Source organism: Pseudomonas sp. KH_021 (assembly GCF_057838865.1).
Map to the genome: position 1 here is coordinate 3769745 of NZ_CM174477.1, position 25441 is coordinate 3795185.

General features: G+C 58.1%; 23 protein-coding genes and 2 pseudogenes. 13 read left to right on the plus strand and 12 right to left on the minus strand.

Annotated elements, in window-relative coordinates:
* Nucleotides 1-156: 156 nt before the first annotated feature.
* From AC3IX4_RS17420 to AC3IX4_RS17445, 6 genes and pseudogenes are all read left to right on the plus strand, one after another.
* Nucleotides 157-875: pseudogene (locus tag AC3IX4_RS17420) on the plus strand (transposase); the annotation flags it as partial.
* Between the two features lie 202 nt (nucleotides 876-1077).
* Nucleotides 1078-4284 (plus strand): ATP-binding protein, encoded by a 3207-nt coding sequence (locus AC3IX4_RS17425; RefSeq protein ID WP_489256654.1) that lies wholly within the window; start codon nucleotides 1078-1080, stop codon nucleotides 4282-4284.
* A gap of 74 nt (nucleotides 4285-4358) precedes the next feature.
* Complete coding sequence (locus AC3IX4_RS17430; protein ID WP_489256655.1) at nucleotides 4359-5741, plus strand: FAD-binding oxidoreductase; 1383 nt, start codon at nucleotides 4359-4361, stop codon at nucleotides 5739-5741.
* A gap of 31 nt (nucleotides 5742-5772) precedes the next feature.
* Nucleotides 5773-6441, plus strand: a complete 669-nt coding sequence (locus AC3IX4_RS17435) for a DUF1326 domain-containing protein (protein WP_489256656.1) — start codon at nucleotides 5773-5775, stop codon at nucleotides 6439-6441.
* A 129-nt stretch (nucleotides 6442-6570) separates the two neighbouring features.
* The gene (locus AC3IX4_RS17440) at nucleotides 6571-7362 is read left to right on the plus strand and encodes a DUF2182 domain-containing protein (RefSeq protein WP_489256657.1); all 792 of its coding nucleotides are present in this window, start codon (nucleotides 6571-6573) and stop codon (nucleotides 7360-7362) included.
* A 225-nt stretch (nucleotides 7363-7587) separates the two neighbouring features.
* A complete protein-coding gene (locus tag AC3IX4_RS17445; RefSeq protein ID WP_489256658.1) occupies nucleotides 7588-8208 on the plus strand; it encodes a tyrosine-type recombinase/integrase in 621 nt (206 codons plus the stop codon).
* A 59-nt stretch (nucleotides 8209-8267) separates the two neighbouring features.
* Here the strand turns inward: AC3IX4_RS17445 and AC3IX4_RS17450 are convergent, their stop codons facing one another.
* Nucleotides 8268-8960, minus strand: a complete 693-nt coding sequence (locus AC3IX4_RS17450; protein WP_489256659.1) for a TetR/AcrR family transcriptional regulator — start codon at nucleotides 8958-8960, stop codon at nucleotides 8268-8270.
* Nucleotides 8961-9273: 313 nt separating this feature from the next.
* On the opposite strand from AC3IX4_RS17450, the gene AC3IX4_RS17455 reads away from it, so the two are divergent.
* Entirely contained in the window at nucleotides 9274-9699 is a 426-nt protein-coding gene (locus AC3IX4_RS17455) for a hypothetical protein (RefSeq protein WP_489256660.1), read from the plus strand.
* Nucleotides 9700-10351: 652 nt separating this feature from the next.
* On the opposite strand, the gene AC3IX4_RS17460 is transcribed toward AC3IX4_RS17455, so the two are convergent.
* Nucleotides 10352-11707, minus strand: a complete 1356-nt coding sequence (locus tag AC3IX4_RS17460) for an IS1182 family transposase (protein WP_489256661.1) — start codon at nucleotides 11705-11707, stop codon at nucleotides 10352-10354.
* A 208-nt stretch (nucleotides 11708-11915) separates the two neighbouring features.
* Between AC3IX4_RS17460 and AC3IX4_RS17465 the strand changes: the two genes are divergently transcribed.
* The 3 genes and pseudogenes from AC3IX4_RS17465 to AC3IX4_RS17475 all read left to right on the plus strand — a co-directional run bounded on the left by AC3IX4_RS17465 (nucleotide 11916) and on the right by AC3IX4_RS17475 (nucleotide 13032).
* Nucleotides 11916-12131, plus strand: a complete 216-nt coding sequence (locus AC3IX4_RS17465) for a tautomerase family protein (RefSeq protein WP_489256662.1) — start codon at nucleotides 11916-11918, stop codon at nucleotides 12129-12131.
* A pseudogene (locus AC3IX4_RS17470) lies at nucleotides 12128-12226 on the plus strand (DsbA family oxidoreductase); the annotation flags it as partial. The gene AC3IX4_RS17465 and the pseudogene AC3IX4_RS17470, both read left to right, overlap by 4 nt.
* A 95-nt stretch (nucleotides 12227-12321) precedes the next feature.
* Nucleotides 12322-13032: an SDR family NAD(P)-dependent oxidoreductase gene (locus AC3IX4_RS17475; protein ID WP_489256663.1), complete on the plus strand. Its 711-nt coding sequence runs from the start codon at nucleotides 12322-12324 to the stop codon at nucleotides 13030-13032.
* A 467-nt stretch (nucleotides 13033-13499) separates the two neighbouring features.
* On the opposite strand, the gene AC3IX4_RS17480 is transcribed toward AC3IX4_RS17475, so the two are convergent.
* On the minus strand, nucleotides 13500-14189 hold the full coding sequence (locus AC3IX4_RS17480; RefSeq protein WP_489261314.1) for a tetratricopeptide repeat protein: 690 nt from the start codon (nucleotides 14187-14189) through the stop codon (nucleotides 13500-13502).
* Between the two features lie 511 nt (nucleotides 14190-14700).
* Between AC3IX4_RS17480 and AC3IX4_RS17485 the strand changes: the two genes are divergently transcribed.
* Nucleotides 14701-14976 (plus strand): metal/formaldehyde-sensitive transcriptional repressor, encoded by a 276-nt coding sequence (locus AC3IX4_RS17485; RefSeq protein WP_489256664.1) that lies wholly within the window; start codon nucleotides 14701-14703, stop codon nucleotides 14974-14976.
* A 19-nt stretch (nucleotides 14977-14995) separates the two neighbouring features.
* Nucleotides 14996-15919 (plus strand): CDF family Co(II)/Ni(II) efflux transporter DmeF, encoded by a 924-nt coding sequence (dmeF, locus tag AC3IX4_RS17490; protein WP_489256665.1) that lies wholly within the window; start codon nucleotides 14996-14998, stop codon nucleotides 15917-15919.
* Between the two features lie 206 nt (nucleotides 15920-16125).
* On the opposite strand, the gene panB is transcribed toward dmeF, so the two are convergent.
* Together panB and AC3IX4_RS17500 are read right to left on the minus strand one after the other, a co-directional pair.
* Nucleotides 16126-16983 (minus strand): 3-methyl-2-oxobutanoate hydroxymethyltransferase, encoded by an 858-nt coding sequence (gene panB, locus AC3IX4_RS17495; RefSeq protein WP_489256666.1) that lies wholly within the window; start codon nucleotides 16981-16983, stop codon nucleotides 16126-16128.
* 25 nt (nucleotides 16984-17008) lie between these two features.
* Nucleotides 17009-17626, minus strand: coding sequence for a LysE family translocator (locus tag AC3IX4_RS17500; RefSeq protein ID WP_489256667.1), 618 nt, complete (start codon nucleotides 17624-17626; stop codon nucleotides 17009-17011).
* A gap of 167 nt (nucleotides 17627-17793) precedes the next feature.
* On the opposite strand from AC3IX4_RS17500, the gene AC3IX4_RS17505 reads away from it, so the two are divergent.
* Nucleotides 17794-18246 (plus strand): Lrp/AsnC family transcriptional regulator, encoded by a 453-nt coding sequence (locus AC3IX4_RS17505; RefSeq protein WP_489256668.1) that lies wholly within the window; start codon nucleotides 17794-17796, stop codon nucleotides 18244-18246.
* A gap of 37 nt (nucleotides 18247-18283) precedes the next feature.
* On the opposite strand, the gene AC3IX4_RS17510 is transcribed toward AC3IX4_RS17505, so the two are convergent.
* The 7 genes from AC3IX4_RS17510 to AC3IX4_RS17540 form a co-directional block, all read right to left on the minus strand.
* Nucleotides 18284-19111, minus strand: coding sequence for an amidohydrolase family protein (locus tag AC3IX4_RS17510; RefSeq protein WP_489256669.1), 828 nt, complete (start codon nucleotides 19109-19111; stop codon nucleotides 18284-18286).
* Between the two features lie 21 nt (nucleotides 19112-19132).
* The gene (locus tag AC3IX4_RS17515) at nucleotides 19133-19903 is read right to left on the minus strand and encodes an enoyl-CoA hydratase/isomerase family protein (RefSeq protein WP_489256670.1); all 771 of its coding nucleotides are present in this window, start codon (nucleotides 19901-19903) and stop codon (nucleotides 19133-19135) included.
* Between the two features lie 82 nt (nucleotides 19904-19985).
* On the minus strand, nucleotides 19986-21671 hold the full coding sequence (locus AC3IX4_RS17520) for an AMP-binding protein (RefSeq protein ID WP_489256671.1): 1686 nt from the start codon (nucleotides 21669-21671) through the stop codon (nucleotides 19986-19988).
* Nucleotides 21672-21854: 183 nt separating this feature from the next.
* A complete protein-coding gene (locus tag AC3IX4_RS17525; protein WP_489261315.1) occupies nucleotides 21855-23072 on the minus strand; it encodes an OprD family porin in 1218 nt (405 codons plus the stop codon).
* A 128-nt stretch (nucleotides 23073-23200) separates the two neighbouring features.
* A complete protein-coding gene (locus AC3IX4_RS17530; RefSeq protein WP_489256672.1) occupies nucleotides 23201-23968 on the minus strand; it encodes a 3-hydroxyacyl-CoA dehydrogenase in 768 nt (255 codons plus the stop codon).
* Nucleotides 23969-23987: 19 nt separating this feature from the next.
* A complete protein-coding gene (locus AC3IX4_RS17535; RefSeq protein WP_489256673.1) occupies nucleotides 23988-24812 on the minus strand; it encodes an enoyl-CoA hydratase/isomerase family protein in 825 nt (274 codons plus the stop codon).
* A gap of 19 nt (nucleotides 24813-24831) precedes the next feature.
* The gene (locus tag AC3IX4_RS17540) at nucleotides 24832-25440 is read right to left on the minus strand and encodes a DsbA family protein (RefSeq protein WP_489256674.1); all 609 of its coding nucleotides are present in this window, start codon (nucleotides 25438-25440) and stop codon (nucleotides 24832-24834) included.
* Nucleotide 25441 lies beyond the last annotated feature (1 nt).

Sequence of the window (25441 nt, forward strand, 5' to 3'; positions counted from 1 at the left end):
TTTCAATTCACCCCGGTTTATTAAGCTTAGCCACACGCCGGCGACGAGAGAAATGCAACGACCACCGGCCGCTTTTGGCCGATTCTGTTGAAAAAGTAGATCTCCTGCCTGGCCTGGGGCAAAATCTGTCCATTGGCCGGAGGGGGATCACACAGCATGATGGGACAGTTATCGAGTGGGCAGGAGCGACTGTTTTACTCGTTCAACCTTGAAGATCACATCCCTGCCAATCACCTTCTGCGCAGCATTGATCGGTGTCTCGATCTGAGCGACCTGCGCCATTACCTCGCCGATTTTTATAGCCCGATCGGGCGTCCGTCGTTTGATCCTGAACTGATGATTCGCATGCTGATCGTGGGCTATTGCTACGGCATTCGCTCAGAGCGGCGGTTGTGCGAGGAGGCCCATTTGAACTTGGCTTATCGCTGGTTCTGCCGCTTGAGCCTTGAAGATGAAGTCCCTAATCACTCGACGTTTTCCAAAAATCGACACGGCCGTTTTCGAGACAGTGATCTGTTTCGTTGGTTGTTCAATGAAGTGCTGCGTCGCTGCATGGACGCAGGCCTGGTTAAAGGCGAAGGCTTTGCCCGCTGGACTGCTGCTCCGGGAGGCCCTGCGTTCTTCGCCTATTCCACGAACTATCTGATCGATACCGAACATGGGGTCATCGTGGATGTGGAACCAACACCTGCTCATCAAACGGCCGAGGTCGAGAGCACTAAGACAAAGCCAACACCATCATCTTCCGATCCAGGCAGAGCGACTGCGTAGCGTGCCCGATGAAAGCCAAGTGCTGCCCGAACACTGCGTTCCGCAAAATCGCTCGCAGCGTCCATGAAGCCGCTCGTGATGTGGCTCGGCGCATTGCAGCAACACCTTGGCCCGACCCGGCAACGGTCGCGGGAATGGACCTACAATGATACTGAGCCAGGAGGGATGTGAACACCACAACACAATCCCGCGGTTCCGGCCCGGAAACTCGGAGTCGACACTCATCAAGCTGCTGATCGGCTTGTTATCGACAGAGGCGGGGCAGACAGCGGACTTTCAGAGCTGGACCGCAACCAGAGGAGCCATATGCCGAGCGACACGAGCGGGGTCGGTGGCCAACCGCCGGCGCGGTTACAGGTCCGACTTCTTGGTGCAGTCGAGCTAATCCTGGACGGCCGGTGTATTCGCGCCTTCAACTCGCTTCGCTTGCAACGGTTCCTGGCGTTGATCGTGTTGCGCAGAGACCCGCAGCACCGCTCAAGACTCGCGTTCGAGCTTTGGCCCGACTCCGACGAACCTCAGGCGCGCACCAACCTCAGAAAGCTACTCCACGACTTTCGTCATGCCCTTCCCGACATCGGTGAGTTCGTCGAGATCGACAACGAGATTGTGCGGTGGATTGCGACTGGGCCGAGCGAAGTCGACGTGCTGAGGTTCCAGGATGCCATGGCCGCGGGTGATTTCGAGCTCGCTGCGCGCCTCTATTCGGGCGATCTCCTTCCAGCTTGTTATGACGACTGGGTCCTGGACGAGCGAGCGAAACTTCGAGCGCAGGCGTATGCGGTCCTCATGCGGCTGACAGAAGAGGCTGCGGGGTGCGGCGACCACAAAGCCACGCTCAGGTATACCCAATGCATCATCGACCTTGAGCCGACCGATGAAGCAGCCGTTCGAATTCAGATGCAAGCGCATCTCGCGCTTGGCGATAGAGCCGCTGCGCTGCGCGCCTACCACCGGTACGCGGAGGCGCTTGAGCGTGACCTCGCGGTGGCACCGGGCGAGGCGATCAGAGCCATGTACCAACAGCTCCGGGCTGGCACACTAAACCGCGACGAAGTGCAGGGCAAGGACCTGTCACCCGTCGCCGAATCGCCTTTCGTCGGCCGTGAACTCGAATGGAACCAGCTCAACGAGGCATGGAACGCCGCGCGGGCGGGTCGGGCACATCTCTTGTTGGTGACGGGGGAACCGGGGATCGGAAAGTCGCGTCTCGCGCTGGAACTCGGCCGCCGCGTTCGAGCAGAGGGACATGTGGTGGCATCGGCTCGTGCATACGAGGCTGCGGGCAGACTGCCGTGGGGTCCCGTCGTCGACCTACTTCGATCGGATGCTCTGCGAAGCCACATCGACACGCTCGACACGGTCTGGAGGGCCGAGCTCGCTCGTCTGCTGCCCGAACTCCGCGACGTTTCCCAGCCGTCTGAACGGAGCCAGCCGGGCGACTTGGCTCAGCGCCATCGGTTGTTCGATGCTGTGAGCCGAGCCATTGTCGCCGGCGAGCGCCCGCGCGTGCTGATCATCGACGATCTCCAGTGGTGTGACGCCGAGACCATCGAGTTGATCGGTTTCGTTGTCCGCTCCGGACAGACCGCACCTGTCCTCATCGTCGGCACCGTCCGCTCGGAGGAGATCCCAGAGCATCATCCCCTCGTTGAACTCGTCGACGCCTTGGGCCACGATCAGGCAGTGACCACCGTGCCACTCGACCGGCTCGACCAAGCCACCACTGCGACGCTCGCTGCTCGGCTACGCGCTGAGGACACGATTGATGCGAAACTGGCGGCACGACTCTGGAGCGAGACCGAAGGCAATCCACTCTTTGTCATTGAGGCTCTTCGCACCGGGATTTCCTCTGATGGAAGTCAAGCAGTGCTCACACCGACGATGCGGGCGGTGCTGCGCGCCCGACTGGGCCAACTAACTGACGGCGCTCGGCGACTGGCCGAAGTGGCGGCCGTTATCGGTCGGCCCTTCTCAGTCGGTCTGATGGTCTCGGCCACTGGGATCGATGAGCACGAACTCATTGATCACGTCGACGAACTCTGGCGTCGACGGATCATCCGCGATCAGGGGCTCACGTACGATTTCAGTCACGACAAGCTTCGGGCGGTCGCGCTGGAGATGGTCAGCCCAGCTCGTCGACGCCAACTCCACAGGGCTGTCGCCGAGGCGATCGCGGTCGAACGCCACAGCGACATCGACGCGGCCAGCCCGCAGCTGGCCGCACACTACGACCAGGCCGGCATGGTCGAACCGGCCATCGATGCCTACCGCGTGGCGGGGGGCCGAGCGGTGGCCGTGTCGGCCCTCGAAGAAGCGGTCACCATGTTTCGGCGCGCGCTCGCACTGCTTGCCGACCTGCCACCGACACCCGACCGCGATGCACTCGAACTCGATATCCGGATCGCCCTCGGATCCCCGCTCGTTGCCCTCGACGGTTACGGCTCCAAGGGTGCGCACCAACTCTACGAGCGAGCCCTTTCACTTTGCCGCAAGCTTCACAGACCCGTGGAGCCGCCGATCCTCCGTGGTCTGGGCCTCGCCCGGCTGCAGGGCTGCCGCTTCGACGATTGCGATGAGCTCGCCCGGGCCCTTCTCGAGCATGAGAGTCATGATCCGGTCGCCAGGACAGAGGGCCAATATCTCCTCGGCGTCAGCGCGTTCTGGCGGGGCGATCTGGCCAGAGCTCGTCACTATCTTGATGGCGCTATCGAAGCCTATGACCTATCCCATCGCGACGAGCATCTGGCGTTGTACGCCCAGGACCCGAAGGCGGTTTGCCTCGTACGGCTGGCCCTCGTCGAGCTGTGGGCCGGAGATGCCGGCAGGGCCGGTCAGACAGCTCGATCTGCACTTGATATCGCCGTGGATCTCGATCATCTGATGACGTTGGGGTACGTCATCACTTACGCGGCGATTCTCGCCGCCGAATCCGAAGATCTCGCGCGCCTCGCCGAGCTCCTCGCGGACGCCGACCTTTTATGGAAGCGTTTTTCGGACCGCTACTTCATGGTCGTCCTGGAAGCCCTTCGGGGCTGGCTAGACGTCTGCGGGGGATCGGCTGGTGGCATCGAGAAGATCGTACGGTCGGTGGCACGCTCGCGTACCGAAGGGGAGACCCTTCATCTGACCTACACACTCCTTCTCCTCGCCCGGGCTCGCAACATGGTCGGCGAGTTCCGCCAGGGACGAGCCGCCACACGCGAGGGGCTCTCGTGGTCACACCGCTGCAACCAGCGCTATCTCGAGGCCGAGCTGTGGCGAGTCGACGGTGAGCTGGCTTATCGCAGCGGGGAAACCGAAGCCGCCGCCGCTTCTTTGCGCAGTGCCGTTGAGATCGCCAGCGCTCAAGGGGCGGGCTGGCTGGAGCTTCGGGCGCTCCACTCCTTCGCCAGTCGATTTCCCGATGAGACACTGCGTGAGCAACTTGGGGACCTCCTCGAGACCATTGCGTCGGGCCATGATCTCCCGGCGTTCCGGGCAGCCACCGTCCTTCTGAGCGAGTCCGGTTGAGAGGGAACGCTTTTGGAACGCCCGAGGGCGCAGCCTTGGCGCATCCTTGGTGAAGCGGAGCGGAGGAGCACCCAATGAGCGACATAATCAAGGCATTGAGCGAAACGGTACGGGGTCGCGTCATCACCCCGTCCGATTCTGACTACGACGACGCTCGTGCTGTTTACAATGCCATGCACGACCGCAAACCACGCGCCGTCATCCAGTGCGTCGACTCGGCCGACGTGATGGCCGCGGTCAGGGCTGGCCGCGACACGAGCCTCGACTTGGCAATTCGCGGTGGGGGCCACAGCGTTCCCGGATTCGGCACGGTGGACGACGGTCTGGTCATCGACCTGTCGAGGATGAACTACGTGCGGGTCGACCCGGTCAAGAAGATCGCCCGGGTTGGGGGCGGCGCGACGTGGGGTGATGTCGACCATGCGACCTACCCGTTCGGCCTGGCGGCACCCGGCGGGATCATCTCGACGACCGGGGTGGGTGGCCTGACGCTGGGCGGCGGCATCGGCTACCTGACCCGCGGCGTCGGTCTCTCCATCGACAACCTGTTGGCGGCCGATGTCGTTCTCGCCGATGGCCGGCAAGTCACCGCGAGCGATTACCAGAACGAAGATTTGTTCTGGGCCCTGCGCGGCGGCGGTGGCAACTTCGGTGTCGTCACCAGCTTCGAGTTTCAGCTCCACGAGGTCGGTGACATCGTGGGCGGCCCGCTGTTCTACGAGTTCGACGATGCCGCGGCGGTCCTGCAGTGCTACCGCGAATTCATTGCGAATGCACCCGAACAGCTCGGGTGCTTTTTCGGCTGGCAGATTGCCCCTGACCTGCCGTTTATCCCCAAGAACCGGGTCGGGGATCTGTTCTGTGTATTGGTCACGTGCTGGAACGGTCCACACGAGGAGGCTGAGCGAGTACTTAAGCCACTACGCGACGCTGCCGAAGTGAAGGCGGAGCAGGTCGGCGTCATGCCGTTCCCGGCCCTGCAAAGCGCCTTCGACAGCGTGGTCCCGAAGGGCATGCAGCATTACTGGAAAGCAGACTTCATCACCGAGCTCACCGACGCGGCGATCGCTGCTCACGTCGAGCATGGCAAAAAGACACCGCACATCAGCTCGAGCATGCATCTCCATCCGATCAACGGTGCGGCGCAACGGGTCGGCGCCAGCGAGACAGCGTTCGGTCATCGGGACAAGAGCTTTGCCCCGGTGATCGTGGGAATCTGGTCGGACCCTGCCGACAACGAGGCCAACATCAAGTGGGTGAAGGACTACTACGCCGCTATTCATCCCCACTCGGGCGGCGATGGGGGCTATGTCAACTTCATGTCCAGCGACGACGATCACCGTGCGCCCGCAAACTATGGCGCCAACTACGAGCGGCTCGCGGCAGTGAAGGCGACCCTTGACCCGGACAACCTCTTCCACATCAATCAGAATATCGCTCCAGCGAATCGACGCTGAGCATCACGGTCCAGTCAGGAGAATCGACGACATGAGCGATGAATGGCTTTTCAAGAGTGAAACCTATGACAACTGCAATTGCGCTGTGAATTGCGGTTGCCAGTTCAACATACCTAGCACCCACGGCTATTGTCAGTCGGCCTTCGTCGGCAACATCGTTGAAGGCCATTTCAACGATACGCCGCTCGCGGGGCTGAATTGGGCGGCGCTCTACAAGTGGCCTGGCGAGATCAAGGACGGAAACGGAAAACGCCAGATCGTTATCGACGAACGTGCGGATGAAGCTCAACGGATAGCTCTGGAAACAATTACCTCGGGCGGCGCATGCGAACCATTGAGCAATTTATTCTCCGTATTCGCGTCCACATGCTCGGAGTCTTGCGAGACATTGTTCCTGCCGATACATCTCGAGGCGAACTTGGAACTCAGAACCGCAAAAGTTGATATACCAGGCATCATGAGGAGCAGCGGCAGACCAATCATCAACGAGTTTACTGGTCAACCGTTCCACATTGCGTTGGCGCGCCCTAGTGGCAGTTTCGAGTTTACCTACGCAGAGATCGGACAAGGGACGACCTCGGTGACGGGCGACATGGAGATGGCGTTCGAGGATTCATGGGCCCATTTTTGCGTTCACCACTTCAATCAGGATGGGCTGGTCCGCGAAAGATCAAGGCTCACGGCATGGCTTGGTAGGTGACGTCCGGAACGGACCGGTGTCGAGGTGGCGCAGAAAAGCCATGTCCTGAATTGGGCGAACATGATTGGGTGAACAGTGAGGAGAGTATCCGTCGACGCCACACTTGAGGCAGTGATCAGGCGCGATCGTGTGGTTGTCATTACAGTGCTTATTGCGGTCATCGCGCTGTCGTGGGCGTATCTGCTGGCCGGTGCCGGCATGGGCATGTCAGCGTTCGAGATGACCCGCATGTCGCCGCTCGGGATGGCAGGGGGCGTGTCCGAGGAGGGCATGGCCGGTATGGCGATGGTGGCGCTCGCAGTCTGGACGCCCGGCTACGCAGTCCTGATGTTCTTCATGTGGTGGGTCATGATGATCGCGATGATGCTGCCTAGCGCGGCGCCGATGATCCTTTTGTTTGCGACGGTCAATCGCAAGCAGCGCGACACCGGCCATCCCTATGTCGCGACGAGCATTTTCGCGTTTGGCTATCTCGCCGCCTGGGCTGGCTTCAGCCTGGCCGCAGTGATCCTGCAGTGGGGGTTCCAGCGTACCGGTATCCTTTCACCGATGCTCGTCGCGACCAACGCGATCTTCGGCGGTTTCCTGCTGCTCGCCGCCGGCATCTACCAGCTCACCCCGATCAAGCATGCCTGTCTTCGTCGCTGCCGATCGCCGCTTGCATTTCTTAGTACCCATTGGCGGCAGGGCGCCCGTGGCGCGCTCCGCACGGGTCTTTTGCACGGCGCTTTCTGCGTCGGCTGCTGCTGGTTCCTGATGGGGTTGATGTTTTTCGGAGGCGTGATGAACCTCTACTGGATCGCTGGCCTCGCGCTGTTGGTACTGTTCGAAAAGACTGTCCCTGCGGGGCACTGGCTCTGCTACGCGACCGGCGTCGCTCTGCTCATCTGGGGTGGCGGGATGCTGGCGCTCGCGTTTTAAGAAGGGCATACAGGCATCACGCGGCCTGTTGGATCACGGGAGAGCAGTTCGATAGTTGAATGACTGCTTTGCTGAAAACTGCCGGTCGGGAAAAGTGTCTGGGCGGAAGCTGACAGGCAGAAACTGGCCGATTTGTGCCTGTCGCCACCGTCAGCTTTGGGTCGGATAGCGACCACGCACCGTGACTGATCCACCCTTGTCCTCCCTCAACGTGGAGGACAAGCCATGAACACTATTGCTACATACAGCCATCAGCCTTGGAACAAGGGAAAGCTTGTCGGGCAGAAAGCCCCGCTCCGAGTCAGAGATATCTGGGCCATCCGGGTAAGACTCCAGCTCGCGGAAAAGCCACGGGATCTGGTTCTCTTCAACTTGGCTATCGACAGCAAGCTGCGTGCCTGTGACTTAACCAAGCTACGTGTACGAGACATAGCCCATGGGGAACATGTGTCGTCACGAGCCATCGTGACGCAGCAGAAAACTCAGCGCCCAGTGCAATTTGAAATCACTGAGCAAACCCGAACGGTTCTGGAAGCTTGGATGCATCAGGCCCACCTCCGCAGCGAGGACTTCTTGTTTGCGACCCGGTTGCACGGCTCAGATCATCTCTCCGCCAGGCAATACGCTCGAATAGTCAAAGCCTGGGTGACCGCCATTGGTCTTGACCCAACCATGTACGGTACTCACACGCTACGGAGAACGAAAGCATCGCTGATCTATCGCAGGACGAAGAACCTGAGAGCAATCCAACTCCTGCTTGGTCATACGAAGCTTGAAAGTACCGTCAGATATCTGGGAATCGAGGTCGATGATGCCCTGGAAATGGCGGAGCAGACAGAAGTCTAACCACCCACTGCGACGGTCGATGCTAGACCGTCATAACTGCCTGAAGCAAGGTAGGCGATTCAGTCTGATGGAGGAGACGACCGCGAGCTTGTCTGCATAGTGTTGCGCTTTCGTCGCGCTTGTTCATCCTCCGCCAGTGCCTGGTGAACGAGCGCCCGAGCCGCCCAGGCGGCGGTGTCGAGTGATTCTTCGATGCTCGCTCGACTGATATCGCGCACTGCAATCAACGCCTCCGTGCCCATGACTATCGACAGTGCCTGCTTCAGTCGTTTGCGTGCCCGGGGAGAGAGCACGTCCTTCAGCGAGTCGACAATCGGCTCAATGTATCTCATGCGTCGGCCCGGACGCAGACATGTCTCGTGGGACTCACTTTCGAGCCACACCGTCATGAATGAACGTTCCATCACGTGCAGGCCGATCTCATCGTCGATCAAGAGTTTGTTCAACGCGTTCGCCGCCAGACCAATGCCCTTTACCGGATCGTCTCCCGGCCGCCAGATGTGCTCCAGCGGCCTCATCTCACGATCGGCTGCAGTCTCGCTGATCAACGCCTCAAGCGAGGGAAAGTAACGATACGCCGTGGCGCGCGACACCATTGCGCGTTCGGCCACTTGCGCAACAGTGGGGCTATGGCCTTCGTCGCGCAATGCGATGGCGGCATCGATAAGCGCTTGACGCGTTCGGAGCCTCTGATTGGCACGGCCTTGCGAATCGGCCTCACGGATCGACGGGCTTGACTTCGGGATCGACATGGTATAAATGATACTCAGTCTTGTAATGAGACTTAAGTCTCATAATAGACACATGGCTACCAACCAACAAGAGGTCGCCCATTATGAGCCCCCCAGAGCAACCGCAGGTCGATCGAATGATTGACCGTCGCTTCCATTTCAAGCCCACGGACGCTGTCGACGGTGAATCGAACACCTTGGTCGACGCCATCGAACACGATGTCACGGGATCTGCCACAGGCCCTGCGGACGGCACAACCGCCACGCCGGGCACAACAACATCACATGGATTTTTAGCAACTGAGCGCGCCTCAAGGCGCATGAGGTGAATGCCATGAATCACAATCCCCGTTCGCGGAACTGGTTTCGGCTCGCTGCCATCTACTTTGCCATTGGCGTGCTGCTGGGTGTGGCGATGGGCGCCTCCGGCGACCACTCGCTCTTCGCGGTACATGCCCATGTCAATTTGTTGGGATGGGTGTCGATGGCACTGTTCGGACTCATCGGCACAATGAACCCGTCAATCACCGAAGGGCGCGCTGCTGCAGCGCAGTTCTGGGCGTACAACGTTGGCGTCCCGGTGATGCTCGGCGCACTGACGCTGCGCCTCAAGGGCTTCCCGTCAGTCGAACCATTGATTGCCGTCGCATCAATCCTCATTGGCTGCAGTGTGCTGCTTTTTGTGTGGCTGGTGTTCTCGCGCATCGGTGTAACGGCCGAGAGCTTGAGCAGCGCGACACGCGAATCGCGCATGTCATAACGCGGATAACACGTAGCCGCTTTTGGGCAGCGTATCGGTGCGAGGTAAGATCCGCCTCGGATCGATTGCTGCCCTTTGCAACCGCCAGCTATCGGCCCAGGCTGTGTGAAAACGCTGGCACCCATTTGAACTCGGCGTGCATACGTAAAATCTGCCCGTGTCTGCGCTTGTGAATAGAGCTGGATTTGCGTAGGTGCGAGAAATGTGGTCTGTTTTTTAACGTTTCAGTTGCTCCGCGGCGTTTTCACACAGCCTGGACCAATAGCAGCCGATCAAGAACAGCGTACAGGCAGGTGAAAAATCCTGCCCTTCGCTTTTGCAAATAGCTATATGCGCGGCACCTCAACCCAACAGCACAAACACCGGATCCTTTACCCATGGATGCTTCCACTCTGTTCCCCAAGGGCTTACTGTTCTTCGCAGCATTTCTACCGCAGTTCGTTCGGCCCACCGAGCCCATCGCCCCGCAATATGTGCTCCTAGGAGCCTGTCGGACTTGACCCCGCAAGAGGCTGCCGGGTGGGATCAAGGTGTTTTTCGACGCGGCGCCATTCCTTTCAGGCATCTGAATTGGTTGGCACGGCACTGGAACGGCGTGTTAGCGCGCCTGAGCGTCTGCTTGAGGTGTCGTCGGGGCGCACTTTTCTAGCTTTTACGCTGCGCGCAGCACATACAGGCGCTTGATGTTCCAGGCCATGGTCACCAGACTCCATTCGCCTTGGGCCTTAGCCAGTCCGCGCATGCTCATCTGACGCCAACCCATCACCCGCTTGATGATGCCGAACACTGGCTCGACCGTCTGTTTGCGCATCTTGTACAGCGCTCGCCCGCCTTGCGTGCTCAGACGGTGGGCCATCTGTTCGACCGGGTCGTTCGTCTGCGGCGGCAGCGAGTCGGCTGCAAAGCGCTCCAGCACTGGCGGGTGATGTGACTCGCGCTTGAGCGCCAGCAGTGGTTCGATCTCTGCTTCGTGGCAGGCGCTCACGTTGGCCTGGCTGAAGAAGCCGTTGTCCGCGATCAGCGTTTGCAACTCACCCAGCGCTGCGGGCAAGGCAGCAATGCGCTGCAGCGTGGGGGCCACTTCACGTTTGTCGTTGCAGGCCTGAGTTACATGTTGCGTGAGCACCAGCATCGTCTCAATGTCCACCCCGGCTTGAGCGTTGTAGCTCTGCTCGAAGCCACCGCCGGAGGTGGGCATGATGCGGGATTCTTCATCCGTCAGATTCACTTGGTCGCTGTCTTTGGGGCCCGCCTCGGGTGGCTCGGGATCCTTGCCGCGCGGCTTTTTGCCGGCCTTGCGCTGGGCCTGACGTTTGGCCGTCTTGGCCTCAAAGTCCTGCTGCTCGACGGCGTGCCGCTCAGTCGCGCGTTGCTCAATCTTGACCTTGGCCTGGGTAATGGCGCTGAGTCGATCTTCACGCCGGGCAATCTCGGCCGGTACATCCATGCCATCGGGCACGGCGGCACGGTCGCTGTCCTCGGCCAGTGCCAACAACTGTTGTACTTCCTGACGCAACTGCGCCTCGATCTTGTTGGCATGTGCCCAGGACAAGGCCTTGTGTTTACTGGCGTTGGCATCGATCTTGGTGCCGTCGAGCGCAATATGGCCGAGCTTGAGCAGCTTCATCTCGCGCGCCAACATCAGCACCTGCACGAACAGCGATTCGACCTCCTTCAGGAAGCGCCGACGGAACGTGGCCAGGGTATCGTGATCGGGGTGAGTGTTGGCCGCCACGTAGCGAAACGCCACCGAGTCGTAGGTCGCTCGCTCAAGCTTACGGCTGGAGTGCACGCCGTTGGCATAGCCGTAGATCAGCAGGCCCAGTAGTACGGCCGGATGGTGCGCGGCCGACCCCCGGCCGGCGTATTGGCGGGTCAGCTCGCTCAGATCGAGTTGCTCGATGACTTCGAACACGAACCGCGCCAAGTGATCATTCGGCAACCATTCGTCCACCGAGGGCGGCAGCAGGTACGCAGTGTCGCGGTCAACGGGGACGAAGCGGCTCATCGGGACGGTCTCTCGGTTGCAGTGCCTGGATTGTCGCGGATACACGGTTACATTCGACTCCGAATCGATGCTGAATGCCCACCCAAACTTATTACACCACATCACAAATGATGTTCTCGCACCCGTCTTTATCCCTCCAAAACAACGTTCTACATTGACCTCCACTTGCCTACCCATCATGTCGAAGGGGGGCCACAGGAGAGATGTCATGCCTTTTGTCAGCATGCGCATTACCCGCGATGGCGTTACCTCGAAGCAGAAAGCTCAGGTGATCGCTGAAATCACTGAAACCCTGGAACGCGTCCTCCACAAACGCCCGGACCTGACCCACATCGTGATCGAAGAAGTCGACACCGATAACTGGAGGTATGCTGGGATGACCACCACCGCGTACCGAAAACAACTCGCGGAGGATCAGTCATGACCCAGTCCGTCACCATCGATTTCGTCTCCGATGTGGTGTGCCCGTGGTGCGCCTTGGACGTGACGGCACTGGAGCAGGCCATCGAGAACCTGGCCTCGGTCGAGTACTATGAACAAATGTTGAGGCAAATGGCCCAGTCCCCAACCGCAGCCTGAGTGATCACTTTCTTCAATCTTTCACGAGGTTCATCATGAGCAATTCGAAAAAAGTCGTTGTCGTCACTGGTGCATCCCAAGGTATCGGCGCCGCTGTGGTCAAGGCCTTCCGTGATCTGGATTACCGGGTAGTCGCCACCTCGCGCTCGATCCAACCGTCCACCGATCCCGACATTCTCACCGTGGCAGGCGACATCGCCGACCCGGCGACTGCCGAGCGAGTGATTCGTGAAGGCATGGCACGCTTTGGCCGTATCGACACCCTGGTCAACAACGCCGGGATCTTCGTCGCCAAACCGTTCACCAGCTATACCCACGATGACTACGCCGCTGCGCTGGCGGTAAACCTCGGTGGCTTCTTCTACATTTCCCAACTCGCAATCGCCGTGATGGAAAAACAGGGCAGCGGCCATGTCGTCAACATCACCACCAGCCTGGTGGATCACGCCATCGAAGGTGTGCCGTCGGTACTGGCGTCGTTGACCAAAGGTGGCCTCAATGCCGCGACCAAATCCCTGGCCATCGAGTACGCCAAACGCGGCATCCGTGTGAACGCGGTTTCCCCCGGCATCATCAAAACCCCGATGCACGGCGTAGAAACCCATGAAGCGCTTGGGCGGCTGCACCCGGTCGGGCACATGGGTGAGGTGAGCGACGTCGTCCAGGCCATCGTTTATCTGGACTCCGCCGGTTTTGTCACCGGCGAAATACTGCACGTCGATGGCGGTCAGAGCGCCGGTCACTAAGCCTGTGCGTAGCGTCGTCGATCAATGTCGGCGGCTCTGCTATTTTTATCCAGCGATCAAGCCTCTAGGAGCCTGTCGGACTTTCCGTGCAAAACCCGAAAATGAGCAAAAAACAACCATAAAATTGAGCGTTACGTGATTTCTACGGCATCAAGCTTCTGCGACTTGCTTAGAAATCACGTAGCGTCGCCTGATTTTTCTAAGCCCGACAGGCTCCTAGCCATAATCAGTGCCTTGGTCGATTGCGTGATGATGCTTGCCTACGCTTTCGGTGGACGACTCGCCATGCGTCGGTTTTCCTCTCGCGTCATGCAGTGGATCAACCGCAGTTGTGCTGGAATGCTTGTCCTGCTCGCGTTGGGTCTCACTTTGTATCGGCGCCAACAATCACATTGATGTTCAAACGAACAGCAGGCAACCGTTGGGTTGATGCTGCTGCAATCGGCCAGAAGTGGACACTCAGAAACTCAACCGCGCACCAGGTAGGCCCCTGAGGGAACCCGATATCGCAGCTTCTTGCATTTGCCGGGTGCAGGCTGATGCCCCGGCGGACGATCAGGAAACCAAATTCGGCATTTGCCCGGAGGCGGCATTTGGCCACGGGGAATCTCAACCTCAGCGTAAGCCCGCTCTGGCTCTGCGCTAGCGAAGTTGCCAGCGTCGCGTCCAGTGTCCGGAGTGGATTGCTCAACAACCGCCATTTCCGCTTCGCGGCGCCTTTGGGTCGCCTCTTCCAGCCCCTTCTGTACTGCGACCAGGTCCTCTTTGGCATTGGGTGGGGTACCCGAAGATTGGGCCTGCTGCGCCGCCTGGATCAATTGGTAGTTGCGGTTGCGCAACTCGATGTTGCGACCAACCCGCATGTTCGAGCGCGCCGCCAAGGTTTCAGCCTGCTGGTACTGCCCCTGCTGAAGACGCAACACACCGAGGTAATGCAGCGTCGCGGGATTGTTCGGCTGGATATGCAGGGCACGCTCCAGCGTGGCAGCGGCCTGGTCCAGTTGGCCATTTTCATACTGCCGCGAGGCTGTTTCGATCAGGGTGGTTGATGCGCTGTTGCTTTGCGCGGGCGCTCTTCGCTCGGCAGCGACAGAACAAAACGACGCGACGGCGCAGAACACCAGGATGAGGCCCGGCAGAAAACTCTTGGTTGGCATCAGGGGGCGGACTCGACTGAACTCGGACGGCACTGCCGTAAAACAGACCACAGCGCTGCTCGGCATTTCCGATACAGGGCCGCTATTGACCTGGCCAATACCCTGAAGTTCCTGCTGCAACGGCCGTCGCAACCAGTATCATTTTTTACCACCCCAACATCTAAGCATGATCTGTTGCTGCACTTCACGCAGCATAGGTATCTACACATCTTTTGGCGTACCGCATTTCGTAGCAGTGGACGAATTTACGACGGCTTCGCCGCCGATCGCAGCCTCGTACCTCGGCAGCGGCTACAAGAGCCGCGCTGCCCCAGAGTTGTGTAGATACCTATGCTTCACGCAGGGCAGAAAACGGCCAAACGGACATCTCCCAGCCACCTCGTTCCACCCTCATCCGTGAAGCCTCATTTTCCAGTCGAGAACTTGTGGATGATCTCTCCGTCAAACGGCCCTTGTATAGGTATAGGGGGTATGCCTATCATATGATCTGCATAGGTAGGGGGGGTATCCCGTGGGTCATATAGCTTCCAATAAAGGCGATCTTCTCAAGCGCGTTAAACGCATCGCCGGACAAATCCAAGCCGTTGAGCGTGCGCTGGAATCGGATCTCGACTGCGCAAAAACATTGCATCTAGTAGCTGCCACACGTGGAGCTATCAACGGATTGTTGGAGGAAATCATTGAGGATCACGCCCGAGAGCATGTAGCGAACCCTGCACTCAGCGAAGAAGAGCGCAACAAAGGTGTTGAAGAGCTTCTTGAAGCTATTCGCCGCTATTCCAAGTGAAGTCAACAGGTACAAGTTCATGAGCAGCACCAACATCAACATTAATCACGTACACGACCACGTATTCCTTGGGTCTGCGCACGAAGAAAATGCCAAACGCACCCTTTGGGTCGTGGCGCTTACAGTGGTGATGATGGTTGGCGAAATCACCGCCGGCTATATCACAGGCTCGATGGCGTTACTTGCCGATGGCTTTCACATGGCGACCCATGCCGGCGCTTTGGGTATCGCGGCGGCGGCTTACGGATACGCAAAGCGCCACGCCTCCAGTAAGCGTTACAGCTTTGGTACGGGAAAGGTTGGAGACCTGGGTGGATTCGCTTCGGCGCTCATTCTCGCAATAGTGTCCCTGGCAATCGGCGTAGAGTCAGTCATGCGTCTCTTGCAGCCAACAGAGGTTCAGTTCGGAACTGCTACGCTCATTGCGATTGTCGGTTTGATCGTCAACATTGTGAGCGCACTTCTGCTTGGCCATGGTCACAGTCATGGGCACGATCATGATCATCATGGCCACGGACACCACGGAAACGATAACAACCTGAAATCAGCCTACGCCCATGTCATAGCGGACGCTCTGACCTCCGTCCTGGCCATTGTGGCATTGCTCGCTGGCCGATACCTCGGATGGGTATGGCTGGATCCTGTAATGGGCATTGTGGGTGCCATTGTCATCGCGCGTTGGGCATGGAGCTTAATGAGTGTCACCTCGGGTGTACTGCTGGATCAAACGGATGAGCACGTTGCAGAGGAAATCCGAGAGCTGGTTGAGAGGCCAGGCGATGCAACCATCACAGACTTGCATGTCTGGCGGGTTGGGCCAGAAGCGCATGCGGCTATCGTCAGCGTCATTGGCGAAGCCAGTGCGAACGCCGAAAGCATTCGTGAACGTCTCAAACCTGTTCACGAAGTCAGCCATCTGACTGTCGAGTTTCGACCTGTCTGATTTCTAGGGCAAGGGGCTCTCATTGAGTCCCTTTGCTACTGTCTCCCTACACACCCGGTGCAGAGCGCCTCCCATTTTTTGATCTCCAAAGGAGCCCGCTATGCCCTTAGGCAAACGTGAACTTGCGCGGATCGAGCGCCGTTTAATTACAACGCTTACCGACGCGTGCGAAACAGCAAAATTTGAAATCAAAGGCTTTACCTGGCTCACCCACACAGATCCATGCATTTCGGTTTGCCATCAGCCCCTGGAAACGTCCCCTGCTCTACCTCTTTCGCGAAGTCTCTCGCTGCCGACTGGAGCACAGAGCGCATATCGGCATACTGCTTGACAAATCGCGGCAGGCGGCCAGTCCGTAGCCCAACCATGTCCTGCCACACCAGCACCTGTGCATCACACTGATTGCCCGCTCCAATCCCCACTGTAGGAATGGATACAGCGGCGGTGATCGCAGCCCCTACCTCATTGGGCACCATCTCGATCAGAATGGCGAAAGCGCCTGCGCGTTCAAGAGCCTTTGCCGTGTCGATCAGACGCTGCGCGTCCTCCCCTCTTCCCTGGACCCGATACCCACCCAACTGATGCTCAAGCTGAGGTGTGAATCCAATGTGAGCCATCACCGGAATACCCGAACTCGCCAGTTTTTCAACCTGAGGCAAAACCTCGATTCCACCTTCGATCTTGACGGCATGCGCACCCGCCTCTTTCATGAAACGGACAGCCGTGTGGAAACACTGTTCTGCGCAAGCCTGGTAAGACCCAAACGGAAGATCGGCAATCACCAGTGATCGCTTGCTCGACTTGCTGACGGCGCGGACCAAGGGAAGCAGCTCATCGACCGTTACCGACAGTGTGGACTCGTGGCCATACACATTGTTGGCAGCAGAATCGCCCACCAGCAGCACGGGGATTCCGGCCTCATCGAACAGGGCAGCGGTATACATGTCATAGGCGGTCAGCATCGCCCATTTTTTCCCCTCTACTTTCATCTGTTTCAGGTGCGGAATTCGAACTCTCTTTGCTACCGAGGCCGCATTGTCATAGGGAGAAGGCTGGTCGTTCATGGAGATCGTCTCGGTGAAAAATGGGTTAACTGAATGACTGTTCGATAAGCAAAATCACTGCGATGACGATCATGGCTGCACCAGAGATCCGGCTCACCAGGCGAGCTGAAGCTGGGCGTGCACGTAAAACCTTTTGTGAACCAAACCCAACCAGCAGATAGATCACGCCACAACTGAAGGCATGCACCAACCCCAACGCAATAATCTGAAGGGGAACGGGCCACACTGCCGTGGCATCGGTGAACTGAGGCAGAAGTGCCAGGAACAGAAGAAAAACCTTTGGATTCAAGCCACTGACGCACAGCCCCTTGATCGTCCAGCGCGTCGATGACACAGGCTCATGGGACTCATCAGCCTGCGCTGTTGAAGGATGAAGCAGCATGTTGATCCCCAACCAAAGCAGGTAGCCGGAGCCCGCAACGGTCAGCACCGACATGGCCACTGGGTTGCTCGCCACCAGCCCTCCGACGCCAGCGGCCACAATCAACGTCGCCAGCACGTGCCCCAACAAAAGCCCGGCCACTGCGGGAACCACAACCCGCCCCCGTAGACCTGCCGAAATGGCGTAAGCCCAGTCGGCGCCAGGCGTGATCACGAAAAGAAACGACACCGCCCAGAAAGCAGCGAGCACGGTGAGGGTCATGGCTGGACCTGCCTGTTGAAAGTGTTCAGTGCATTTTTCTTCATCGCCCTATCCCACGAAAAAGGCCGTCTCGGCCGTCAGTTACCGAAGAAAGAATAATGAAATATTGCTAGAATTTTCTGCCAAAGATCCTTACCCAGCCCCCTTTCAATAGGAGATTCTTCTAAATGGATCGGATTGATCGGAAGATTCTTTCTGAACTCCAAAAAGATGGTCGACTCTCCGTTACGGAACTGGCTGAACGGGTCGGCTTGAGCCTTTCACCTTGCCACCGACGGGTACGCACCCTGGAGGAATCCGGGGTGCTGCTGGGCTATCGAGCGCAATTGGATGCAACCGCGCTGGGCCTGAATTTTTCAGCGGTGGTATTTGCCACACTTCGGGAAGGCGATAGACAAGCAGTCGAGGCGTTTGAAACAGCCCTCATTGATATACCGCAGGTGATCGATGCGCAGCGCCTCTTTGGAGAGCCGGACTACATGCTCCATGTGATCACGCAAGATTTGCCGACCTTCCAGAAGCTCTACGACGAGAGACTTTCATCGCTGCCCAACGTCCAGCGATTGACTTCGACGCTGGTCATGAAGCAGGTGATCCACAACAGAGCCCTGCCCCTTTGATAACGCGAGTGGCATCCCGACACTCGCGCTTGTTCATTTAAAGCTTGAAAGCACGCCGAGCGTTCTCTGCGAGGAACAGGCGCTCTGTTTCTGGCCCCAACGCCAGATCCTCAAGCCCTGCCAAACACTCCGACGGTGTCAACATGGGGTAGTTGGAGCCAAACAAGACCTTGTTTTTCCCTGGCCCGCGCATATACGCCACCAACTCTGGAGGAAAGCGAGACGCCTTGTAGGCGGAGGTATCGACGTAGAGGTTGGGGTATTTCATCATCAGCGAGATCATCTCCGATAACCACGGCACACCAATGTGCCCGCCAACGATGCGCAGTTCTGGAAACTCGCTGACCACGTTGTCCAGATAGGGTATCGGGCGACCTGGCTCTGACGGCCGCATCGGCCCGGCGTGCCCGACTTGCAGACAAAACGTGATATCCAGTTCGATGCACTCGGCATACAGCGGATAATATCGACGATCGTCCGGCGGCAAGCCCCACAGCCAAGGCAACACGCGCAGGCCTTTGAAGCCATAGGTCTTCACGCAACGGCGAAGCTCCCGGACCGCATCCATCGGGCGGCTGATATCAACGCAAGCCACACCCACCACGTGCTCGGGATGGGCTAGAACGGCGGCGCCCACTTCGTCATTGGTGATCATCGGGCCCCTAGGCCCCCACCAGGCGCTGGCAATCGACTTGGACACACCTTGGCTACGCAGGGTTGCCAACGCTTCGTCGCAGGTAATTTCAGGGTGGTTGTCTGCCAACGTCCTCCAGGTCGTCGGCCAGCGACGCAAAGAGTCAAACATGGGGTCCAGCAGATAAGGCGTGTTGGGAAACTGCATCCAGGCGTCAATAATCTCGGCCACTTTTTATCCCTCCGAGACTGATCAAGCGCCCATGATTTCCCGGCGACGCCGATCCTGGGCACGTCGATTACCCTCTTCGCTCATGCCATTGGGCAGTTGCTGATCCAGCAACGTCGTACGTTGCTCGATCTGCTGAATGACTGAATCCTGCAAGGCCTTCTTGGACATCGCATACGCCACATTGCAGTCCGCCGTGATACACCGCGCATAGGCAATGGCCGTGGACAGCAATTCGGACTCTTCCACCACTTCATGGAAGAACCCAAGCTTCTCGGCCTGTTCCAGCGAATACAGTTCGCCCTTGAGCGTCGTCAACGCTCCGACCTTGCTGCCCAACGCGTACTTGATGATTTCTACGTAGGCCGCCGGCATCGGAATGCCGATGGGGACTTCGTTCAGACCAAACTTGGCGGTTTTACGCGCCGCGATTCGAAAGTCACAATCCAATGCAGTGATCAGCCCGCCCGCGATGGCATGGCCGTTGATGGCCGCGACCGTCGGCCTTGGATATTGGAAAATCCGCAGATTGGTGGCGCGGTACTCCGCGTACCACTGGCGAATACGCTCTGGGTTCTGACTGCCGAACACATCGAAGCTGTATTTGAAATCGATCCCTGCAGAAAAGACATTCCCCTGCCCTGTCAAAATAACGGGCAGTTCGCTGAATTCTTTTTCAAGCCGGTCGAAGGCCTCGTGCAGATCCTTGAAGAAGGCATCGTTTTGCACGTTTACCTTGTTAGTGTTCATGCGCACCACGGCGCAATCATCGATCACATCAATCTGCCAAGCCATGCTTATTTTCCTCCTCAGTTGCGCCGTCGCAACGGCGCAATATGTTCAATATCGCTCAAGCTATTGCAGCACCGCGACGGTTCTAGCACGTTGCCAAACTGAGCTCTTCTTCCATTATTTCGCGCATCTTGAATTTCTGAACCTTGCCAGACAGTGTCATCGGAAAGCCTTCGACAAATCGGATATAGCGAGGGATTTTGTAGCGGGCGATCTGGCCGTCGCAAAAAGTGCGAATGTCATCCTCACACAGGCTCGCCCCGCTGCGCTGAACAATCCAGACGCACAGCTCTTCGCCGTATTTACGGTCCGAAACACCGATGACTTGCACGTCCTGAATGGCGGGATGGCGATAAAGGAACTCTTCGATTTCACGTGGAGAAATGTTCTCTCCACCCCGAATCACCATGTCCTTCAGGCGGCCCGTGATACTGACGTAGCCCTCCTCATCCATGGTGGCGAGGTCGCCGCTGTGGATCCAGCCATCGGCATCAATGGTCTGCGCCGTTTTCTCAGGATCCTGCCAGTAGCCCTGCATCAGCGAATAGCCACGCACGCACAGTTCACCCACCGTGCCCACGGGAAGTACAGCGCCGGACTCAGAATTGATAATCTTCGCTTCCAGGTGCGGATGCACTTTGCCGATGGTGGAGACGCGCTTTGCAAGCGGTGTGTCGGTTGTGCTCTGGAAACTGGCGGGGCTGGTTTCCGTCATGCCGTAAGCGATGGTCACCTCGCGCATATGCATGTCTCGCTCAACCCGTTTCATCACTTCGATCGGGCATGCTGTACCCGCCAGGATCCCGGTGCGCAAACTGCTCAGGTCGAATTCATGAAAGCGTGGGTGATCGAGTTCGGTGATGAACATCGTCGGAACGCCGTGAAGCGCGGTGCAACGCTCGTCTTGTACCGCCTGCAGGGTTAAAACCGGATCGAACGAATCGTTGGGGTAGACAATGGTGCTGCCATGGGTCAGCGCCGCCAGGTTGCCCACCACCATCCCGAAACAGTGGAACAACGGCACCGGAATGCACAGTCGATCCGTTTCGCTCAGCTTGATGGCCTCTCCCAGGAAGAAGCCATTATTGAGGATCCCGCGGTGGGTCAAGGCGGCACCTTTCGGTGAGCCCGTCGTGCCACTGGTGAACTGAATGTTGACCGGATCGGTGGCCTTTAGGATCACGCCAATGCGGCGAACATTTTCATCGTCCGGGTCGCCTTGGGCCATCAGATCACTGAAACGAATAAACCCCGGGACCGCCGCGTCACTGAGTTGAACCACCGCACGCAAAAAGGGCAGTTTGACGGCATCCAACTGACCCGGTGTGGCACTGTCAATTTCCGGTGCCAGGTTTCTGATCAGCTCCAGATAGTTTGTTGTCTTGAAACTCGACAACATTATCAACACCTTGCAACTGGATTTGTTCAAGGCATATTCAAGTTCGGCAGCGCGATACGCCGGGTTCAAGTTAACCAGAATCAGGCCGACTTTAGCGGTGGCCAGCTGTGTCATCAGCCACTCGGCACAGTTATTGGCCCAGATACCCAACCGATCTCCTGGCTCAAGGCCAAGGCCCAGGAGCGCGCTAGACAAGCGATTCGCTTCACGTTGCAACTGGGAATAGCTATACCGAATATTTTGATGGCGGGAGACCAACGCCTCGTTATCAGGAAACCTGGCAACGATATCGTCAAAAAACATGCCCACGGTTTGTTCAATCAGCGGGGTGTCGGTAGCGCCACGAGAATAACTGTCTTTCAGAGTGTTCATTATTGTTGTCTCAACCTTGATTCACTTGATCTTCTTGGTACGAACATCCGGCCTTGAAAACGCAGCTTCCCATTGGCTTCACTGTACGAGAACGGTAACCGACACAACATTGGCAATATTGACGTTTTTCATGCCAATTTCGCCAAGCTGATGCCTCGCTCCTCTACGCGTTCACGGGTAGGCCTACCACAACGGCAGGCTGTAACTGACGATCAAGCGGTTTTCGTCCATGTCGCTAAGGAAGTTGCTGCGGGTCGTGGCATTTCGCAGCTTCACGCCGATATTTTTCAGTGGCCCGCTTTGAATGACATATCCAATGTCCATATTACGCTCCCAGGTTTTGCCGTCGCTCAGGCCTGGGCCTCGATCGACGTTGTCACCCGAAACGTAGCGGGTCATCAGGGTCAAGCCAGGGAGACCCAACGCGGCGAAATCATAGTCATACCGGACTTGCCAGGAGTGCTCATCCTGGTTGCCGAAATCGTTGATTTGCATCAGATTAAGCAACGCATTGTCTGCGCCGTTCACAAAGGCCAAGCCCGTATTGCCGCTCAGATGCTGATAACCGGCACCGACGCTGTGCCCGCCGAGCTTGTAGGTGAACATCGCACCAAGGGCATCGTTGTCGACGTTACTGCCGCCATCATCGCTGGACCGCGCAAAGCGCACATCTGACTTGAGGCTTTGCCCCTCCCCCAACGGCAGTTGGTGAACGAGATTGAACAGATGTTGTTGGTAAATGCCATCAAGACCGCCGTAGTAATAGCTGGTGGCAAGCTGCGGGTTCCATTGATAGCGACCGCCACCAAAGATGAACTCATCGCTTGTCTTGGCTTGGCCAAGCACGATGTTGCGTTTACCAGCATTGAAAACCGTCATGGCTTCGTTGTCGGAAGAGTCGCGCTGGTTGACGCGATCAATGCGGCCCAGGTCCAGCGTCAGTCCATTGATCTCGTTGCTGTTGAGCCAGGCACCTCGGAAGGTTTGTGGCATCAGGCGCGAATCGTTGCGCATCAGTGACGGCAGCACCGGTTGCAGAGTGCCGAGTTTAAGCGTGCTTTGGGACACGCGCAGCTTCGCGGTCAACCCCGCTTCGCCGTACTCGTCTTGAGCGCGCTTGGGCGCTTCGCGATCGCTTTTCAGCAGCCCGGTACCGATTCGATCGGGGCTTGAGTCCAGCTTGATGCCAAGCAAGCCGATGGCATCCAGGCCAAAGCCTACAGGGCCTTGCGTGTATCCAGACTCCAAGCGCAAGGCAAAACCCTGCGCCCACTCTTCGGCTTTATTTTGCGCGGCACCGTGCTGACGGAAGTCGCGGTTCATGTAGAAGTTGCGAAGATCCAGGTTGGCCTTGCTGTCGGCAATAAAATCGGCGCTGGCCTCTGCGGCCATACCCAACATAGCGCCCGTGCAAATAACATGGATGATGGTTTTCAAGGCGTACTGCATGGTAAGTCTTCCTCTTTTTATTGTTATGGCTGTTTTTATTTTTGTTTTGACGACTGCGAGGCGAAGACTGCTGTTTGTCCTTACTTGGATGCCATTCGTAGTGCGCCATCCAGGCGAATGACTTCCCCATTGAGCATGGGGTTCTGAACAATGGACTCAACCAGTTGGGCGAATTCATCGCCACGGCCCAGCCTGGAGGGAAAGGGGACCGTTTTGCCAAGCGAGGCCTGCACGTCCTGCGGCAACCCCAACAACATCGGTGTCTCAAAGATGCCCGGCGCAATGGTCATGATACGAATGCCAAAGCGCGCAAGTTCTCGTGCGATTGGCAGTGTCATGCCGACCACGCCAGCTTTTGACGCCGCGTAAGCGGCTTGCCCAATCTGCCCGTCGAATGCCGCGACCGAAGCGGTGGTGATAATCACCCCACGCTCACCCTCAGTGTTGGGAGCGTTCTTGCTCATCACTTCTGCCGCGAGCCGAATGGCATTGAAGGTGCCCACGAGGTTGATCATGATGCCGCGCGTGAAGGTGCTCAGTGCATGCGCGCCCTCCTTGCCCAGCACCTTTTCCCCAGGTGCGACACCAGCACAACAGATCAAACCGTGCAGGGTGCCAAAATGGGTCACCGCATAGTCGATGGCCGCCCGTGTCGAATCCTCATCGACCACATCCGTATGCACGTACAGCGCCGATGCGCCCAGCTCTTCTGCCAGAGCCGTTCCGCTAGCGGTATTAAGGTCTGCAAGCACGACCTTGCCGCCTGCCTTGACCACCCTTTTGGCCGTTGCAGCTCCAAGCCCTGAAGCACCACCGGTGATCAGAAAAACAGCGTCTTGAATATTCATTAGCACCTTCCTGTAGTTGTTAAACCGACACAGCAAATTGGGCCTTGCGCCGCTGACAGAACGCGCTCACGCCTTCGGCGAAATCCGCGGTCGCGGACATCTCGATAAAGGATCTTTTTTCCGCTTCAAGGGCCGTCTGAAGATCAGTGTTCAAACCTTCACGCAAGAGCCGCTTGATACCGGCCTGGGCGGATGCAGCACCATTGGCTAGCCGCTGAGCCATGAGCTGGCCTGCCACCTGCAATTCGCCAGCCTCGACCACATCAGCGACCAGTCCGATTTCCCTGGCCTGACTTGCGTCGATCTTTGTGTTCAACAGGGCGATGGCCATGGCGCGATGCAAGCCCAAATGTCGCGTCAGATGCCAGGTCCCGCCGCCGTCTGGTGTGGCGCCGATGGCGCTGTAGGCCAGGATGAAACTGGCATTTTCGGCGGCAATGAGAATGTCGCAGGCCAACGCCAGCGACAGGCCAAACCCTGCCGCCGATCCACTGATCAAACCCAGCACCGGGCAAGGCAGTGTGGTGAGCCCGATAACGGCCTCGTTCACGGCGCTGATCAGTTGCTCCAGTTCTTGCGCGCAGGCTGTCGTGGAGTCCTTGAGCAATGCGTCGAAATGACGGACATCGCCCCCCACCATGAAGTGCTCGCCACTGCTGCGCAGGATCACCACTCGAGGTGGCTCAGCCACCAACGCGCGGACGGCATCTCGCAACGCAAGCCCCATGGCGAGGTCGAAGCTGTTTCGGGTCGCAGGTCGATCCAGCGTGATGTAGCAAAGTGCGCCCTGGCGCTCCAGATGCACACCGGGGGTGTCTACCGGTTCCGGTATGGAAATACTCATGGGACCTTCCTGACTGACGTCACAGATTGTTTTTGTTGATGCGGGCGGCGAGCAGATCTAGCCGGTCACCTCCCCAGAACAACTCGCCTTGATAGACGAAGGTTGGCGCGCCAAAGACCCCCAGACGCTCGGCAAGCTGCACTGCCTGGGCTAAATCCTGCTGCGATTGCAATTCGAGATATCGCTGCCAATCGCCAGCCTGCAAGCCGGCGCGGATCAGGGCCGCCTGAATCTCGGCGTTTGATTCCAGGTCAAACTCGCGATGCCAGAACGCTGCCAGCAGTGGGTCGCAAAACGCCCAAAGACGGCCTTGGGACTTGGCAAACAACATGGCTTGGCTGGCAAGCTCCGCGTTCCAGAGCTTGGTGGTGGCGTGAATAGTGAGCCCCTGCTGCTCGGCCAGCCGCCGGCAGTCCATATAGAGGTACTTCAATTTGGCAACTTCTCGATCAGAACGCTGCTCCACTTCACCGCCGTACGCCGAGCGAAAGTCGGTGATGTAAGGCCACCAGTCGAACGCCACGCCGCTCTGTTGAGCCAGTGCCAGGGCTGGACGCAGTGCCAGGTAGGAATAAGGGCTGCGCAAATCGATAAACGCAGTGACCCCCCGATCACAGGGCTGGTTCATG

Excerpts from the sequence above, each read along its gene's own strand:
- AC3IX4_RS17465 (WP_489256662.1), top strand. The coding sequence starts at position 11,916 with ATGCCTTTTGTCAGCATGCGCATTACCCGCGATGGCGTTACCTCGAAG.
- AC3IX4_RS17505 (WP_489256668.1), top strand. The coding sequence starts at position 17,794 with ATGGATCGGATTGATCGGAAGATTCTTTCTGAACTCCAAAAAGATGGT.
- AC3IX4_RS17520 (WP_489256671.1), bottom strand. The coding sequence starts at position 21,671 with ATGAACACTCTGAAAGACAGTTATTCTCGTGGCGCTACCGACACCCCG.
- AC3IX4_RS17515 (WP_489256670.1), bottom strand. The coding sequence starts at position 19,903 with ATGGCTTGGCAGATTGATGTGATCGATGATTGCGCCGTGGTGCGCATG.
- AC3IX4_RS17475 (WP_489256663.1), top strand. The coding sequence starts at position 12,322 with ATGAGCAATTCGAAAAAAGTCGTTGTCGTCACTGGTGCATCCCAAGGT.
- AC3IX4_RS17540 (WP_489256674.1), bottom strand. The coding sequence starts at position 25,440 with ATGAACCAGCCCTGTGATCGGGGGGTCACTGCGTTTATCGATTTGCGC.
- dmeF (WP_489256665.1), top strand. The coding sequence starts at position 14,996 with ATGAGCAGCACCAACATCAACATTAATCACGTACACGACCACGTATTC.
- AC3IX4_RS17425 (WP_489256654.1), top strand. The coding sequence starts at position 1,078 with ATGCCGAGCGACACGAGCGGGGTCGGTGGCCAACCGCCGGCGCGGTTA.
- panB (WP_489256666.1), bottom strand. The coding sequence starts at position 16,983 with ATGAACGACCAGCCTTCTCCCTATGACAATGCGGCCTCGGTAGCAAAG.
- AC3IX4_RS17450 (WP_489256659.1), bottom strand. The coding sequence starts at position 8,960 with ATGTCGATCCCGAAGTCAAGCCCGTCGATCCGTGAGGCCGATTCGCAA.
- AC3IX4_RS17460 (WP_489256661.1), bottom strand. The coding sequence starts at position 11,707 with ATGAGCCGCTTCGTCCCCGTTGACCGCGACACTGCGTACCTGCTGCCG.
- AC3IX4_RS17480 (WP_489261314.1), bottom strand. The coding sequence starts at position 14,189 with ATGCCAACCAAGAGTTTTCTGCCGGGCCTCATCCTGGTGTTCTGCGCC.
- AC3IX4_RS17535 (WP_489256673.1), bottom strand. The coding sequence starts at position 24,812 with ATGAGTATTTCCATACCGGAACCGGTAGACACCCCCGGTGTGCATCTG.
- AC3IX4_RS17430 (WP_489256655.1), top strand. The coding sequence starts at position 4,359 with ATGAGCGACATAATCAAGGCATTGAGCGAAACGGTACGGGGTCGCGTC.
- AC3IX4_RS17500 (WP_489256667.1), bottom strand. The coding sequence starts at position 17,626 with ATGACCCTCACCGTGCTCGCTGCTTTCTGGGCGGTGTCGTTTCTTTTC.
- AC3IX4_RS17530 (WP_489256672.1), bottom strand. The coding sequence starts at position 23,968 with ATGAATATTCAAGACGCTGTTTTTCTGATCACCGGTGGTGCTTCAGGG.
- AC3IX4_RS17445 (WP_489256658.1), top strand. The coding sequence starts at position 7,588 with ATGAACACTATTGCTACATACAGCCATCAGCCTTGGAACAAGGGAAAG.
- AC3IX4_RS17455 (WP_489256660.1), top strand. The coding sequence starts at position 9,274 with ATGAATCACAATCCCCGTTCGCGGAACTGGTTTCGGCTCGCTGCCATC.
- AC3IX4_RS17525 (WP_489261315.1), bottom strand. The coding sequence starts at position 23,072 with ATGTTGGGTATGGCCGCAGAGGCCAGCGCCGATTTTATTGCCGACAGC.
- AC3IX4_RS17435 (WP_489256656.1), top strand. The coding sequence starts at position 5,773 with ATGAGCGATGAATGGCTTTTCAAGAGTGAAACCTATGACAACTGCAAT.